This is a genomic window from Agathobacter rectalis ATCC 33656, from assembly GCF_000020605.1.
Lineage (GTDB): Bacteria > Bacillota > Clostridia > Lachnospirales > Lachnospiraceae > Roseburia > Roseburia rectalis.
Genome location: NC_012781.1, coordinates 829,191 through 845,665, shown reverse-complemented (window position 1 = coordinate 845,665; position 16,475 = coordinate 829,191). Strand labels below are relative to the sequence as shown.

Annotated in this window: 13 protein-coding genes; 3 read left to right on the top strand and 10 right to left on the bottom strand. The window is 40.0% G+C overall.

Going from position 1 to position 16,475, the window contains the following annotated elements:
• Positions 1-93: 93 nt before the first annotated feature.
• The 3 genes from EUBREC_RS04190 to EUBREC_RS16915 form a co-directional block, all read right to left on the bottom strand.
• Positions 94-2,331 carry a peptidase domain-containing ABC transporter gene (locus EUBREC_RS04190; RefSeq protein WP_012741807.1) on the bottom strand — a complete coding sequence of 746 codons (2,238 nt, stop codon included), beginning with the start codon at positions 2,329-2,331 and terminating at the stop codon, positions 94-96.
• A gap of 160 nt (positions 2,332-2,491) precedes the next feature.
• On the bottom strand, positions 2,492-3,067 hold the full coding sequence (locus EUBREC_RS04185; RefSeq protein ID WP_012741806.1) for an accessory gene regulator B family protein: 576 nt from the start codon (positions 3,065-3,067) through the stop codon (positions 2,492-2,494).
• Positions 3,060-3,203 carry a cyclic lactone autoinducer peptide gene (locus EUBREC_RS16915; protein WP_012741805.1) on the bottom strand — a complete coding sequence of 48 codons (144 nt, stop codon included), beginning with the start codon at positions 3,201-3,203 and terminating at the stop codon, positions 3,060-3,062. Before EUBREC_RS16915 ends, EUBREC_RS04185 begins: the two co-directional genes overlap by 8 nt.
• A gap of 210 nt (positions 3,204-3,413) precedes the next feature.
• Here EUBREC_RS16915 and EUBREC_RS04180 point away from each other — a divergent pair, with 210 nt between their 5' ends.
• The 3 genes from EUBREC_RS04180 to EUBREC_RS04170 all read left to right on the top strand — a co-directional run bounded on the left by EUBREC_RS04180 (position 3,414) and on the right by EUBREC_RS04170 (position 5,764).
• The gene (locus EUBREC_RS04180; RefSeq protein ID WP_012741804.1) at positions 3,414-3,752 is read left to right on the top strand and encodes a helix-turn-helix domain-containing protein; all 339 of its coding nucleotides are present in this window, start codon (positions 3,414-3,416) and stop codon (positions 3,750-3,752) included.
• A gap of 69 nt (positions 3,753-3,821) precedes the next feature.
• A complete protein-coding gene (locus EUBREC_RS04175) occupies positions 3,822-4,514 on the top strand; it encodes a LytR/AlgR family response regulator transcription factor (RefSeq protein ID WP_012741803.1) in 693 nt (230 codons plus the stop codon).
• Between the two features lie 272 nt (positions 4,515-4,786).
• The gene (locus EUBREC_RS04170) at positions 4,787-5,764 is read left to right on the top strand and encodes an ATP-binding protein (RefSeq protein ID WP_012741802.1); all 978 of its coding nucleotides are present in this window, start codon (positions 4,787-4,789) and stop codon (positions 5,762-5,764) included.
• Between the two features lie 7 nt (positions 5,765-5,771).
• Here the strand turns inward: EUBREC_RS04170 and EUBREC_RS04165 are convergent, their stop codons facing one another.
• From EUBREC_RS04165 to EUBREC_RS04135, 7 genes are all read right to left on the bottom strand, one after another.
• Positions 5,772-6,638 carry an ABC transporter ATP-binding protein gene (locus EUBREC_RS04165; protein ID WP_012741801.1) on the bottom strand — a complete coding sequence of 289 codons (867 nt, stop codon included), beginning with the start codon at positions 6,636-6,638 and terminating at the stop codon, positions 5,772-5,774.
• A 19-nt stretch (positions 6,639-6,657) separates the two neighbouring features.
• A complete protein-coding gene (locus tag EUBREC_RS04160; protein WP_012741800.1) occupies positions 6,658-7,398 on the bottom strand; it encodes an ABC transporter ATP-binding protein in 741 nt (246 codons plus the stop codon).
• A gap of 67 nt (positions 7,399-7,465) precedes the next feature.
• A complete protein-coding gene (locus EUBREC_RS04155; protein ID WP_012741799.1) occupies positions 7,466-10,258 on the bottom strand; it encodes an ABC transporter permease in 2,793 nt (930 codons plus the stop codon).
• The gene (locus EUBREC_RS04150; RefSeq protein ID WP_012741798.1) at positions 10,243-12,495 is read right to left on the bottom strand and encodes an efflux RND transporter periplasmic adaptor subunit; all 2,253 of its coding nucleotides are present in this window, start codon (positions 12,493-12,495) and stop codon (positions 10,243-10,245) included. The genes EUBREC_RS04155 and EUBREC_RS04150 overlap by 16 nt, the downstream gene beginning before the upstream one ends.
• Entirely contained in the window at positions 12,492-13,481 is a 990-nt protein-coding gene (locus EUBREC_RS04145; protein WP_012741797.1) for an efflux RND transporter periplasmic adaptor subunit, read from the bottom strand. The genes EUBREC_RS04150 and EUBREC_RS04145 overlap by 4 nt, the downstream gene beginning before the upstream one ends.
• A gap of 141 nt (positions 13,482-13,622) precedes the next feature.
• Positions 13,623-15,062, bottom strand: a complete 1,440-nt coding sequence (locus tag EUBREC_RS04140) for a DUF6034 family protein (protein ID WP_012741796.1) — start codon at positions 15,060-15,062, stop codon at positions 13,623-13,625.
• A gap of 18 nt (positions 15,063-15,080) precedes the next feature.
• The gene (locus EUBREC_RS04135) at positions 15,081-16,475 is read right to left on the bottom strand and encodes a DUF6034 family protein (RefSeq protein ID WP_041253913.1); all 1,395 of its coding nucleotides are present in this window, start codon (positions 16,473-16,475) and stop codon (positions 15,081-15,083) included.

Here is a 16,475-nt window from a genome sequence, read left to right as displayed (position 1 = left end):
TGTACCTCCTTTTTTCTTTGTTTTATTTTTGCCATTCCCGTCTGCAGACAGTCCTGACTCTATGTAAAGCTTTTACATACAAAAATTAATCATCTAGGTGTAGCTCATTACACCCTCATCATCATTCTCAAAATTCTCAGCAAACTGTTCATCCTTATCTGAATCTTCTTTGATAACAAAATTTCCCTGCTGCATTTCCCACAGTCTGTAATACTGTTCTTTCCTCTCAAGCAACTGCTGATGTGTTCCCTGTTCTACAATTTTCCCTTTATCCATGACTATTATCTTGTCACAGTTTTTTACTGTTGCAAGCCTGTGCGCAATAATAAGCATAGTCTTTTTTCTGAATTTATTGTATATCATATCGAAGATTATATTTTCCGTTGCAAAATCCAGATTACTTGTGGATTCATCCATGATATAAAACTGATTTTCCTTTAGAAATGCTCTTGCAAGTGCAATTCGCTGTTTCTCGCCTCCACTCAGACCATTTCCTGCTTCCTCAAGATAGGTATAATACTGCATCGGCAGTCTCTTTATGAATTCATGGGCATCAGCGGCTTTGGCAGCCTCTTTTACCTCGTCAAGCGTTGCACTCTGTCTCGTAACTCTTATATTGTCATAAATACTTTTTGAAAAAAGCTCTATATTCTGTGGCACATATGATATCGCATGACGTATATCGTCATTCTTATATTCTGATATATCCATCCCATCTATAGTTATATCCCCCGCCTCCGGCTCATAATATTTGAGCAGTAGCTTGGCTATTGTAGATTTTCCGCTTCCGCTTGCCCCCACAAGTGCCACTTTCTGTCCTTTTTCTATTATAAAGCTCACATCATCCAAAGCCGGTTTTCTGTTTCCGTATCTGAAAGTGACATGCTCAAGCTTAATATCTCCATCAATGCTTGATATCTCCTGATACTGTCTCTCGCTTTTCTGTTCTCTCTCATAATCCATGATTTCAGAAAGCCTCTTCATTGAAATATTTGCTTCCTGAATGGATAACTGAAGGCTTACCAGATTGCCTATAGGATCCATAAAGTATCCTGCAAGTGTGTTAAATGCCATGAAGCTTCCAAGCGTCATGTTGTTATTTATAACCTGCATTATTCCTACATACAGAAGCACCAGATTACCAACTCCCGATATAACACTCGATATTGTTGACTGCACATTTGAAAGCATGCCCTCTTTATAACTTATCCTAAGAGATTTTATGTATTCCCGCTCTATGCTTTCGAGCTCTATATCCTCATTGGCATTTCCCTTTATTGTCTCAACTGCGCGAAGCCCTTCTATTATTTCTGAGTTGAGTATGGATGACTGCTGCATCTGTTCTTCGTTTATCTTCTTATATGGCTGCTTGAATATAAATACGAGTACAATACTTATGAGAGTCATCATTATGATCACTGCAAAAAGCTTCGGGTTCATCTGAAAAAGTATTACTCCGGTTATCAAAGCCATTGATATGTCCATGATCAGTGATAATGCTATACTGGTAAATATGTCTTTTATGGTAAATGCATCCGAAAACCTGGTTGTAATATCCCCTGTCTTACGGCTCGCAAAAAATTTCATCGGCAATTTGTATATATGCTCAAAATACCCCAGCATAAGTGGTATATCAATTTTGATGGACAGATGCATAAGAATCCACTGTCTCACAAAACTTACAAATGTAGATGTCAGTGATATTCCAAGAAATACCGCAAGCATCATCTTTAATACATCTTTTTGCTGATACGGAAGTATTTCATCATATATTATATTGTTAAAAAGTGATGATAAAATTCCCAGAAGTGTAACCAGAAGTGAAGCTACAAGAGCATATATAAACAGCTTCTTCTGTGGAAGCAGCAGCTTTATATATCTGTCAAATAACTTCGTTCCCTTTATCTTTTCACGCTCAAACTCACTATTTGGTTTCAGCAGGAGCATGGCTCCTGTAAATTTCTTATAAAACTCGTCTATAGTCAGTCGCTCTAGATCCTTAGCCGGATCACCTATTATCACATACTTTTTTGTGATTCTGAATATCACTACAAAATGCGATAAGCCTTCCTTTGTCACGATATTTGCTATAGCCGGTAATGTATATCTGCTAACAAAACCCTCTTTATCTACTTTTACAGCCTGACAGTTAAATCCAAGTTCTTCTGCACACTTTGACAATCCTATAAGGTTTGTTCCTTTCAGGTCTGTTCCCATCATATCACGTAATTTTGTAATTGTTGTCTCTTTTTTATAGTGCAGACAGACCATGCCCATGCAAGCTGCTGCACAGTCTGTTGCATCATGTTGTTTTATGAAAGTGTATCTCATTCTTTATTCCCTTATCTATCACTTTTTCATTTGATTGGTCTTGATTTTCATAAAAATCTCAGCATTATAATTTCGCTGTTGTTAATTTATTTATATCCGATAATCCAGATATCTTCAACCATATATACATGAATGACACGAATTCGTACACGTTTGACATTTAATCAATAATTTTTGCAAGAATCAACGAAATCGCTACCGAAATATTAGCAGCCATAACACAAAGCACTATTTTATTTTTCAGTACTCCAAAAATTGCTGCTATAACAATTACAATTAAAATGATAGTCTGAAATCCCCATGTATTTAATTGTTGCTTATGCTTTTCTTCTCCTGTTAATGGTTTATTTTCTGCTTCAACCGGAGCCAATCTCAGTACAGTTAACACTGCCACCATATATAGCACTATCAAACACCATATATTTTTTTTTGCCAATGCCAATGCAGACATCACAAATACAATAAAGGTAATCTGCGTATACAAGATACATTTAAGATGACTACGTGCATGATATCCTCCAGCTGTCAACCTCAACGGAGTATACACTGCTATGTACGGAATAAATGCTATAGGATATCCTATAACGTAATATGATAATATAACCATAAAAGCAACATTTATTAATGTAGACAAAATCAATTCCATACCATAGCAGTATGATTCCTTATCATCAGTCTTGATTATTGCATTTTTAATCCAAAACTCAACAATTAGTGTACTTGCTTTCTTAATCATTTCTTTTTTTCAATGAGTCTGGGATATCTGGCTGATGTGAAAAAAAGAAACATGTTGCATTCACAGAGACAACAGCAAGTACCATTGTAAATGTTGCAACGATTTTTGAAAATTTTACTATACCTTTTTTAACCATAATTCTTTGCTCCTTTGTTTTTATTCTTTACACTCTCAATACTACTCAACATCACTGTATATACAATAGCTCATGCACTAACGACATAAATATACACACCTTTTGCATATATAGTAGTATCACTATCGTAAAATGATAGTAATACTATATTCAAAATATTAATTTTTTTACCTACAATATCTATAGTTTAAATATGAAGGCAGGTAAATCATGCAGGATACAGAATTCATAAAGCATATAGGAAAAATCATACGTTTCTACCGTTTGAAAAATAATCTAACACAAGAACAATTAAGTGAATATGCAGACTGCTCCTGCGGATTTATTGGTCAAATTGAACGTGGTGAAAGCAAAATTTCACTTTCTGTTTTATCAAAAATAATCAATACTCTCAAAATAGACGCAAATGAATTGTTTTGGGACACCGATACACATACTTCTGAAAGTCAGCAATTGGATAATCAGATAGCTCTCTATGCCAAACAATTATCAATCGACAAAAAACATATTGTTCTCAATCTGATGGATGATTTGAAAAACCTAAATTAATCTTGTAAATTCAAAATTTATAATTTATAATCTTCATAGCTTAATTGTTTTGATAAGGGGATTATTTTTATGAATATTGCTATTTGTGATGATGAACAACAAGATATTGATATACTTTACAATTACTGCAAATCATGCAAATTACCATACAATATTTCTACTTTCTTGTCTGCCTCTGACCTGCTTGAGGCTTTTAAATCCCAATTTTATGATTTAATTTTTCTTGATATAGAAATGGATAAGCCAAATGGTTTTGAAATTGGCTCTATTTTAGCAGGATATTCTCCTCGTCCCGTAATAGTTTTTACGACAAACGCACTGCAGTATGCAGTCCGAGGATATGGAATTGCTTTTCGATTTTTATGCAAACCGATAACGATTACAATGTTTCAAAGTGTTGTCAGGGAGGCTCTTGACGAGATTCTTCCGCAAAAGGCAGCGGTAACGTGTGGTTCAACTCAGAAAATGATTTCTATAAACGATGTCATATATTTTGAGAGTCTGAACCGGCACATTATTTTTCATTTTGCAAATACATCCACATTGGAGATAAAGGATTCAATGGAAAATATGATTTCATTTTTTTCATATCCTTCATTTGTACAGATTCACAGAAGTTATTGCATCAATTTGAATTATGTGGACAGCTTTACACCACTTGCTGTCACTATGACTGACGGCTGCAAAATTCCACTTTCGCGGAAAAAACAGACCATTTTCCAAGAGCGCTTTAACAATTTGATACGAGGTACCATCAAATGAATTTTCCAATTGAAGTATATACCATTATTATAGAATGCCTGCTTATTTTCTACTTCTTTCATAAAGAGGTTAGACCTGTATACCCTTCCCGCAGATATATTATCCTATTTTGCATATCACTCTTTGCGGTCATAATGCTCTCAACCCTATATACACCTATGTTTATACGGCTTGTCATTATCAGCTTATTTTTGTTTTTATGCTATACTTTCTGCTTCAAATGCAAAATATTCCAAATCACCTATACTATTATATTATTTTTTGTCACGTCGATGTTTTCCGATGTTATTGGTGCGTTTGTACTTTCCAGACTTGGAATTTCAATAAATGAACTTTTAGGAATAAGTGAAGGACGGCTTATCTACAATACCACAAGCAAGATTATTCATCTGTTTTTGCTGGTCATAATTATTTTATTTACCAATGCCCGATTTGATTCAAAGGCTCTACTGCATGCCATACCACTCATGCTCTGCAATCTGTCAAGCATATTTATTCTGTTTGCCCAGTACACTACCTTTATTGACAATGGTAAATACTCCACCTTTGTGATGACCACCATATGTATGCTTGTTATCAATATAGTGGTTTGTGGATATACGGAAATAGTAAAGAAATCTTATGAATTACAGAAAAATCAGCTCTGTATGCAGGAGCAGCTTGCCAAACAGGAGCTTTACTATCAGGATATCATTGCTCGTCAGGACGAATCCCGCGCACTTTGGCATGATATAAAAAAATACATGCTGGCAATGGAAAATCTGGTTTCTACGAAAACACGACCTGAAGCCGAAAGCCAGCTCTCTGCCCTAAAGAAAAAGTTTTCAAGCCTTGACCAAATGATTGATACCGGTAATTCCATTGTTGACGGCATCCTAAACTATGGCTCTAATAAAGCAGGCAGTCTGGGAATCTCCATAAACTTTAATCTATGGCTGGACACTGACCTTAACATTTCGCCTGTTGACCTATACATAATCATTGGAAACACTATGGATAACGCAATAGAAGCCTGCGATGCTTTTCAGGCAGGTCACAAACCATCCATCTCATGTACGCTGCGCCAGAAAAATCATGTGCTGCTTTATGAAATATCCAATCCTATTCCACCGGTTTCGGTAAAAAAAGCCGGAGATATCCACGGATATGGGCTTGAAAATGTCAAAGAATGTGTAAATAGAAATAGTGGTTTTATCTCTGTTAAAACCGAAAATGATATATTTTGTGTCTCTATAACACTAAACGTTTAATATGTCTTTAAATCCGCGATATCACAAGCCTTCCATCCTGCACATCAACCCTAACCTTATTAGACTCTATCCCTGCTGCCTCAAGCATCTCATCAGTGAGTTTTATCCTGTGCGCCTTGTCCAAAACCGTATATTCCATTGCAGGGTGTTTCTTCAATTTCTCCGTACTTACCTTTCCGTCAGATATAAGCACTGTGCGGTCTACACGGCCTGCAAGTGCCATATCGTGTGTGACTATGATGATGGTTATACCAAGCTCTTTGTTCAGCTTATGAAACAGCTCATAGATTGTATCAGCAGTCCTTGTATCCACAGCTCCGGTCGGTTCATCCGCAAGCAGTATGTCCGGCTTATTTGCCAGTGCCACCGCTATCGCTGCGCGCTGCTGCTCTCCTCCCGATAGCTGAGCCGGAAGCTTATCCTTATGCTCCTGTAATCCCACTGCATTTAACAGTTTAAGGGCATAGCTTTTATTATTATCCTTGCGTTTTTTTATAATTTCTCTGTGTTTTAAATTATCGGTATTACCTGAATTTTCAAACATCATCACGGCTTCGACATTCTGCAGCACAGTCAGATATGGGAACAGATTTTTGGCACTTTTCTGCCACACAAAGCCCACCTTGTCCCTGCGGTATCTCACCATTTCAGCTTCTGAATATGTGGAAATATCTTTTCCGTCAATAGTGAGCACTCCAGCCGTTGGTGTTTCCAGTCCTCCTATCATATTTAAAAGGGTGGATTTTCCGCTGCCGGATTTTCCTATTACCGCAAGCATCTCCCCTGTTTCCACCGTCAGGTCAAGCCCCTCCAGTGCCATCACCTTTTTATCGTCTGTCTCATATATTTTTACCAGTCCATCGCAGTTTATCATCTACTTTTCCCCTTTTAATTTAAATTACTATGCCGTCACTAAGCTCAAACACTTCATCCCCCAGCTCCATCAGGTTCGGATCATGCGTGGTCATAACTATTGTGATGTCCTCATCGTCTATCAACTCACGGAACAATCGCATGACTTCAAATCCAGAAGCGGTATCGAGTGCTCCTGTCGGCTCATCCGCAAAGACCACCTTCGGGCGATGAACCACAGCGCGCGCTATCGCAACTCTCTGCTGCTCACCTCCCGATAACTGATCCGGCATATGATCCATGCGCTTTGAGAGTCCGACACGCTCCAGCAGCTCTGATACTCTGTCATGCGTATTCTCATTTATCACATCGTTTTTTGCATCTCCAATGTCATTATCCATATCAGTCAAATTCTTTTGTATCTGACGTTTATTTTTTGCAAGTCTAAGGGCAAATTCCACATTCTCATATGCCGTCATCGTGGGAATTAGTGCTATAGACTGGAATACAAATCCCATCTCATACCGCCTTAGCATTTCCCGGTCTTTCTCGGTCATCTGCTCGAGATTTTTATCCAGAAACTGCACACTTCCCTCTGTCGGCATATCAAGCGCACTAAGGATATTAAGAAGTGTGGTCTTTCCGGAGCCGGAACGCCCTTTTAAGATGGCAAGTGTTCCTTTTTTTATCTCCATGGATACTCCGTCAAGTGCGTGGACTGTTGTACCCTCTCCCGCCTTGAAATATCTTTTTATATTTTGAGCAATTATCGCATTTTCCATATGTCACGACCTCATTTACCACGCTATAAAAACCTTCTACCGACTACCACAAAATCATTTTTATCTGCTAACTATCTTCTCCAAGCCTTAGTGCCTGTGCTATCTTCATACTCTTAAGCAGTCTGCTGATAACCACATAGCATACGGCTACAGCCACGAAAAGTACTCCTGTAAGCTCCAGCATATCAGATGGATAAATATATACATTTACTCCGATATTGTGTTTCTGCGGCAGATATATGATCGATATGAGCCTTACAAACATCGCTGTTGCAGTTATACCTATGCCTGCTCCCGCAAGAAGCGGCAGAAATGATAAAAATATCTGCTCGTTTAAAAGCATTGCTTTTACCTCTCTCATTCTCATTCCCATTGCGCGGTATATACCAAACTGCAGCTCCCTCTGTTTTAGTGTCATAACCCAATACAGCAAAAATCCTACTGAGCACACTATCAGTGAAAGTATAAAACTTAATGTAAACATACCGTTTGTGATCTGCACTGTGGCTGAGTTTTTATTCTCGTCTATAAGCTGCTGCGCGGATGTTAAATTTTTGTATATATCATCCACCGTTTTTCCCTTTGACAGGTTCATCCACACACTGTACGGTGTCATGCCGAACTTTTCCACAACCGTAGCATAATTTGCAACGATCAGGTATTTCTCCTGCTCGGTCACATTTTTGTCTGCATCTGTCTCATAGGTGTAACGCTCGTAGCCCGGAAAACCTTTTACTATGGCACATACCTTTACATTCTCGGATGCGTAGATCTGATCTTCATCGACAGCCTCCGGTACATACCTTGAGTAATTTAAGCTGTCACCAACTTTAAGTCCCAGATCTTTTGCCAGATTTGACGAAATGATGACTCCGTCCGGCTCTTTTGCCAGCTCATTCAGGTAATTGAACCAGTGAGAGTCATTAATATCATCATTTTGGTCACTCTGCAATTTCGCAGTCTCACCGAATTCTTTTGTGTTTATCGCCATAAGATATGCATCCGAAACCGAACCACTGCCTGCGGAAATGTCTACCCGCTCGTCCTCAAGCACACGCGTGACCCCGTCACAGATGCCCTCATTTTTGAGCGACTCGTATTTACCGAAATCAGGCTCGTCATACATCCAGCTTACAGAGCCATCTTTATTCTTCTGTATCCTGAGTCTGAAATCTTCGTTGTATATCGCATCACAACCCACATTGTAGACGATCCGTTTTTCCATATTGCTGTTCATGGTGCGCGCCATATTCGCGTCAAAAATACCGCCAGCCACTGTCATGATAAGAAATACTGCCAGAAATCCCTGATTGTATCTGGTTCGTTTTAGCTGTAAAAATGATGCATACATTGCCGGAGAAAAATGCTTTTTAAAGAGCCTGTCCACAAGCAGAATAATAAGTCCGGTAAGTCTTACGCACAAAAGTGCCGCTGCAAATATAAAAAGCGAATTGTCCAGTATCATGACAGGATCTATGCTCCTGTTCTCAAGAACAGATATCGCAAGCGTACTCTTCTGCTTGTTGTAATTGTAAAGCAGATATGCTGACAGAGCCAAAAGTATAACATCTATAAAGCATTTCTCCCAAAGAGGCTTTTTCTTTGATATTCGTCCCCTACTGCTGCGCTCTGATATGGCATCCTTTGATTTTTTCCACACCGGAACTGTGATAAACAGCACCATGATAACTGCCGCTGCCACCGCATAGACAAGCATCTGCCATACAAATTTGTAAGTGCTTATATCCTTTGCCGTAAATCTTAAAAATCCGTCTGTAGATGCGGCAGCCCGGCACATTATATATCCGAGTACTATTCCAAGTACACAGCCCGCAAACGCTATTATTCCCGACTGCTGTAGGTACAAAATAAATACCTGTAATTTTGTCGCACCGCGGCTTCTTAAAACAAGTATGTCATTTTCCTCGAGCGAAAGTATCTGTGCAGATATCATTCTTATAAATAAAATCAAAAGCACAAGACACGGCAGCTCCAACGCCCAAAGCATCAGCTTTATCGTCTTCTGCTGTGTAAAAAAGCGCTCCAGCGTATCACGGATGTTGTCATTGTAGAGCTTGTCAGCATCCTTAAACTGCTCCATATAACCGTCATAAAGTGAGGCATTTTCCGTGTTGATCTGCCTGTAATCCAGCATGAGAAAATCACTGTAGCTGATATTGTCCTCGCTGTAATACTGCATCATTTCGTCAAAAACATCCTGCGAAACAAATATCACATCGCCCATATCCGAAAGCGTCTTGGCCCAATATGGATCGTTTATATCTTTTTCACGGCAGATCTGTGATATGACGAAAGAAATTTCCTTTTTCCCACTGCCATCAGGTACATGTAAATAGATTTTTTCACCTGCTACAAGTCCGTAGTGATCCATTGTCTTTTCGCTTATACTGCATTCGAATGTGGCTGTGTCAGTCTGAGATTTTACAACATCCGCGTACTCCGAAAGTCCCGGCAGATATCCTATTGTAAAATAATTGTTAGGTCCTCCAAACTCTGTATCTGCGCGTCCTCCTGAGAGTGTGATAAGCTGCTGTGAGGAAACCTTGTTTATATCCACATATTCAGTCCACTTCTTTTCGTATCCTGACAGCTTATCAAGCACTGACTGCGAATCAGGATAATCTGCCACCGCATATGTTCCCTCGCGGCTCATCCGTGCTGGAAACTCATTCTGCTGTGTGGCATGATCCGTAAAAAGTCTGTCGAGTATCTGATTTCCCGCACCCTTTTCAAACATAGGGTGGCACACAAAAAGTGCTATAAACAAAGCCACTCCCATAAGCAGACACAGATTTAACCATTTTCTGTTTTTTAATTTATTAATTACGAAGCCAAACATATTTCATCGCCCTCATCAATACCGTAAAGCACAAGTGTATTGCTGCCTGATGTATAATCGCCCAATATTACCGGCTGCTTTACCACGCTGTCCCCATCAATTTTCCACACATAGTATGATATATCATCTTTGTCCATAGGATTGACCTGCTTGTGTATGATCGAAGTCGGCACCACTACCACCTTTTTAAAAGAAACATAAGAAAACTTTACAGCAGATGCCCTGGTCAGATCATCCGGTATTCCATTGTCAAGTTTTATATAAAATGCTGCATTTCCATATCCCGAATCTGTGTTTCCGGTAATATGCACACCTTTATCATCCTGATTTATATATCCCTTTTGAGCTTCCCTGCCGTAACCGGCAAAACCGATACAGCTTCCGTAGATCGTTGTACCGTCCAGCTCAAGTGATACGCGCTCTCCCACATCTGCTATATTGTCCTTATATACTTTATAGCTATTGCTATCCTTTACCTGAACCAGCAGTACGTCCGTGGAATTTCCGGTTATCTGCAGGATATCTGAGCCTTCCTCCACATTATCTCCTGCCTTGACACTCACCTTTGAAACTTTTCCGTCATTTTTGGCATATACTGAAATATTTCCTTTGCCGTCATTTCCTGCGCTTATGCTGTCATATGCTGACTGTAGCCTGGAAAGCTGATAGATGTGGTCTGCACAGGCAAGTTTTTTCTGCAGATTCAATAATTGTAAATTCAGTTTCAACTGCTGCTCATCATATGCTGTATCCGGCTTTTCATCCTGCCGGTTATTTTCTTCTGCGCTGCTACCACCTTCAGATAAATCTTTTATCTGTTTATCGTAATCAGCAATCTTCTGCGCATAGGATTCATTCTCCGAGTCGATCGCATTTTTCCCCTCTGTTATAGCAGCTTTGCCCTCTCCGGTATCCACCACGTAAAGCAGCATGCCCTTTTCTACCGTATCGTCCTGCTTCACATTGACCGATACGATCTGCCCTTCATAATCACAGGTTTCGGTTATCGTCCCTGCGTCAGATCTGCTGTAGCGCACACCGTAGTTTGCTATATCAAAGTCAGACCTTGTTACCGTATATTTGCTATACTTTGTCGGAACCTGATCTGTAGAATTATAGTAAACCAGCTCCCCCTCTTTTAAGCCCTCTGTGACCTGTGTATAGTTTTCATCAGACTCACCTGTTGTTATGATGCGTTTCTCGCGGCCGCCCTCATCATTTTTCACATAGACATATCTGGTATCGCCATCCTTATAGATGGAATCTTTTCCCACGACAAGTGCCTGATTTGCTTTTGTCTTTTCAAAATATACCGGATACATCTGTCCTGCCGTAAGAAACGGCTTTTCCCTGCTTTCCACGCACACATCCGGATATCGGTTGTTTATCTTTGAAAGTACCAAAACCTCTGATGTATATTGAGACTCAGTGACATCATATTTTTCGCCATCGACTATCACATATTTCTTGTCATAATCGCTGTATTTGTACTCATTTATGGCTGTGCCCTTTATATCCAGCACAAGGTCATCCGTATCCGAGACAATGACTATATTCTCGTATGCCGCAGCAGACCTTCCATCTGTCAGCTTCTTAGTGTAAGTGACAAGACCGCTGTGGACTGCCTTAAGCGTTCCATCATCAACGATCTGCTGATATAAAGCCATCTGCTCATTGATCTTTTGCACGCGGTATTCGTGAAGCTGCTTATCGTACCGTTCATTTTCCTGTTCTGTGGCAATCTGCGTATTGTAATCATCTTCTGTGCTCTCTTTTTTCTCAATCTGTTCTGTTGAAAATTCGTCCGTATCCGCAGCCTGACTCTCCCATAATTTGATCTGCGTATCCGAGATCTGAGCGGATATCTCATATGTCTCATTCTCATGCACCAGCGCATCCTTACATTCCTGCAACTGTTTTTTTGCCTCATCCACATCACAGACAGCAAGCACATCCCCTGCATTTACTGTATCTCCCGGCTCCACATATATCTGTGAAATATTTACATTGGCACTGTAGTAATTGCAGTAATCCCTAGGAACTGCGGTAGCCATCAGCACCTGTATGGAGCCGATCGTACCGTATTCCACAGGTCTATAGGCTTCATTTAACGCTACAGGTTCTTCAAGCTTTGGTATGCTGCTTTCTGTCATTTTTCCACAGCCGCCTGCCACAAACGATACACATATCCCCAGTACTGCCAGTTTTTTTATTGATAAAAGGTTTCTGTTCTTCACTGCAAAACCACCTCATCCCCGCTTTTAAGTCCTTCTGTGATGATCCGGTAGTCTCCCACCTGATCTGCGACACTTATCCATACCGCCTGTCTGTATCCATTCTCATCCAGTGTGTATACAAAATACCTGCCATCCTTCTCATGTACTGCGTCCTTTTGCACATACACAGCATTTTCTATAGCGGGGCACGTCACTTCCATTGAAAAAATCTGTGCATCCGATACTGCCGACATGTCCGATACCGGTTCAAAAACAAGTTTTTTATCGTCCACCTCTTTTACCTTAAGTTCAAACTCTATATCAGATGCTGTTGCCGTGTATACATCACCTACATTAAAGTCATAACCTTCCGGTCTGTCAGCTTCGTAATTGCCGTTTCCGCTGATTTCTGTTATAAGATTGCTGCCCGGTTCAAAAACTCCCGCCAAAAGTGAATTGTCCATTGCTGTGATCGTACCATCCTCTGATGCCGTGATCTGATATCTCGACAGTTTTTCCTTAGCCTCATCAAGATAAAGCTGCGCAACCTCTGTATCCTTATCAAGCTGGGCTATATCGCTTGAATAATCCTGAGTATCATCGATTTTCATAATAGCCCTGTAGTGCTCTGCCAGAAGCTTATTCTGACTGATCTGCCCGCTGTAGTCCTCAATCTTTTTCTGTATCTCCCCGGATTTAAAAGCCACCAGTATATCGCCCTTTTTCACATGATCACCCACTGCCACATTTACCTTTTCAAGCGTAAGCTCCGTGTTTGTCGCACCATAGGAAAACCTGGTATAGCCCTGCGCGCTCAGACTGATGGTAGTCTGCGGTGTGAGTGAACCGCTCTGTACCGTAACTGTCTGGTATGATATTTTCTCGTAGAAAGCTCTGTCCGTCTGTGCAAGCTCCTTTTGTGCCGCCCCACATCCTGAAAACAAAATAGAGGTAATTGCAGTGGCAAGTGTCAAACGCCCTATATATTTTTTCTTTTTATTAATCATATATTTTCCACATCTTTTCCAAATAAATATGAACCTGATCTATTATCTAAAAATGTAACTCCATGTATAAACTTTTTGTATCATGTATTGCATTTTTTATTATATAATTTCCCTTAGTCTCCATGCACACTTCTCTCTGATTCAGAATATCTGCTCCGGCTCAATCACTGTTCCGTCTATTGCATTTACAAATACCGGACACGATTCGACCTCTCCTCTTTGCAGCAGCTCAAGGCTCCATGCCGGGATATAGCTGAATCTCTGTGAATCTGAGCTGTCCTTTACCCTGATATAGCCAAGTGTCAGATAACGATATTGTGTATCCGCTTCCACAATATATTTATCCGAGTGGCTTTCAAGCTCATTTCTTGCAATCTTATAAATATTTGACACCGGTAAGAGCTCCACCTTCTGCTGTTTTTTCACAATGCTTACCGGCTCTGCTATATCAAATCTATAGACACCATATTCATTTACATTGAAACTGCCTGTCTCATAACCAGGACAGTCCATAGGACAAAATTTGTTATAAGCTGAATAATCAAATACATTCAGTGATTTTGAATACACTACATCATCTGCGCCAAGCGAATATTCAAGCGCATAGCCCCATATGGCTCTATGCACATCCCCCTCCTTATATACATTATCCTCAGTCTTGTTATATCCCTCCCATTCACAGTCGCTTTCTCCTGTTTTAATCATTGACTCAATTCCTATTGCCTGCATGAAGTCACCTGCTTTCTTCTTTGCCTCATCAAACGAAATATTTGCCTCATTGACATCGCTTACCGGCAGGTCTCCATCAATAAAGTCACCGTTTAAATACCTCACCGTGTCATACTCTTTCAGTGATTTTGGTCCATAGTACTGCTTCACATAGCCATCATCAAATTTAGTACTCATCTCATCCGGATCCCCATCTGAAACGCTTTTCACACATCTGTCAAGCGGATAGCTCTGGATGCCTGATAGCACACTGTTGTCATCATCTGGCCTTGAAAACTGAAGGTGAAACCAGGTATCACCTATTTTTCCGACAAAATCATCACAGGAATCATATTCTGTGGCCTCTGTCCACACATCAGCTGCCGTTTCAAGTGCTTTTGTGCACTCAGTTTTCATATCATCATGCCATTTCAAAATCTCCTCAGAGGCATCATCCGACAGACTGTTGTTGTCCCTGTCAAGAGTCTCAATAATCTCCTCAAGCTCCTTTTTTGTCATGTGCGCATAGTCGTAATAATAGACCTGTGAATCACCAAAATATGCCTTTATCACCTTTTCCTTGAACTCCTTGGTACAAGGTATGCGCTCTACCTCTGTGACTGACATGGTATCACATTCCGGCACTCTGATATCTGCCGTGATTTTCACCTTTTCATCAGTACCACCCATATTTACTGTAAGTTCATCATTAAAACTTGTATTGGTGTCAATATCCTTTACACTGCTTACCACATTTTGGGATTTTACCTCCGTGTCCACGCCATAATCTACCTTTTTGCCGGCACAGCCTGCGAGTGATATGAGGACAAGTGCCTCGATGAGTGTCATAATTGCTTTTTTCTTCTTTCCCATAATAGTTCTCCATAAATTTTAAAATACATCCTCGGAATTGATTATTGTGCCATCTATTGCATTTACAAGTATCACATTTTTCTTTTGTGAATCAACCAGCCGCGAAAATGACCATACAGGCACATAACTGTATTTTGCAGTTTCATTCTTATCTTTCAGCCTGAAATATGTAAGCTGCATATTGTTAAAGCTTTTGTTTATCTCAAGCTCATATTTGTCGGCATTGTTTTTTAGCTGCTCCTTAATTATCTGCTCTATATTCTTTAAAGAAAGCATCTCCACACTGCCGGATATGCTTGTCACACTCACCGGATATTCTATAACCACATCAATTATTCCATTGTCTGTAACAGTTAGCTGAATACTGTCACCCAATGTAATGTCTTTCGTATCCTCGCGAAGCATAGAGTCACATTCTGATGAATCAAAACTATCCTTAAAAACCTGTCCATCAATGCCTGTTCCATACGAATACACATATCCCCACAATGTGTTACTGCGGCTCTCCCAGTTTTCATCCCCATTATTAAATCCCAGCCAGTTACAATCGCACTCTCCACGCTCAACCTGATTTGACAGTCCAAGCTTTCCCATAAAGTCCTGCACAAGTTTTTTTGACTCTGCTGCACTTCTTGTACATTCATTTCCATCAGCTCCGGCACTGTCTGTCAGATTATCCTCCTGAAATGTCTGCGAGACATTATCATAATTTTCCTCCTTAAATGAAGGTGGTCCGTAATATTTTCCATCGAGCTTAAAGACATAAGCATTTACCCAATGCTCTTTAAATGTTACCTCACAAAATGTATCTCCTTTATAGCCGGCATACTCATCACAGCTTTGTAAATCAGAAGCAATTGTATACGAGATTTTCGCATCAGTCAGTAAATCCCGATAACCTGATAAATCCTGCTCCATTTGCTGTACCAGCTCCTGTTTTGTACTATCATCCACATCATCCCTGCTATTCATTTCATTCAGCTCCCTGGATTTTAAATCTATATAAGAATTCAATTCATCAACTGTATAATGCTCTAAATCATGATAATAATACTCTCCACCACCAAAGTACGCATCTAAAAACCTTTTCTTGTACTCTGTATCGAGCTTCACATCCTCCACTCCAACAACATGCATGGTTTCACAATCCGGCACCAGTATTTTGGCATCGATTCCCAGGGTTACATCTCCTTTTTTTGTCTGGACAGTTATATTTTCGACCCATGGCTTGTCAGTCCTTAAATCAGATACCTTAGAAGCGTTCTTTTGCTCCTTTACCTCCGTGTCCACACCATAATCCACCTTTTTACCGGCACAGCCTGTGAATGATGTGAGGACAAGTGCCTCGATGAGTGTCATAATTGCTGCAAATAATCTCATATTTCGTGAAAATATGTTACCCCTTTTATCCAT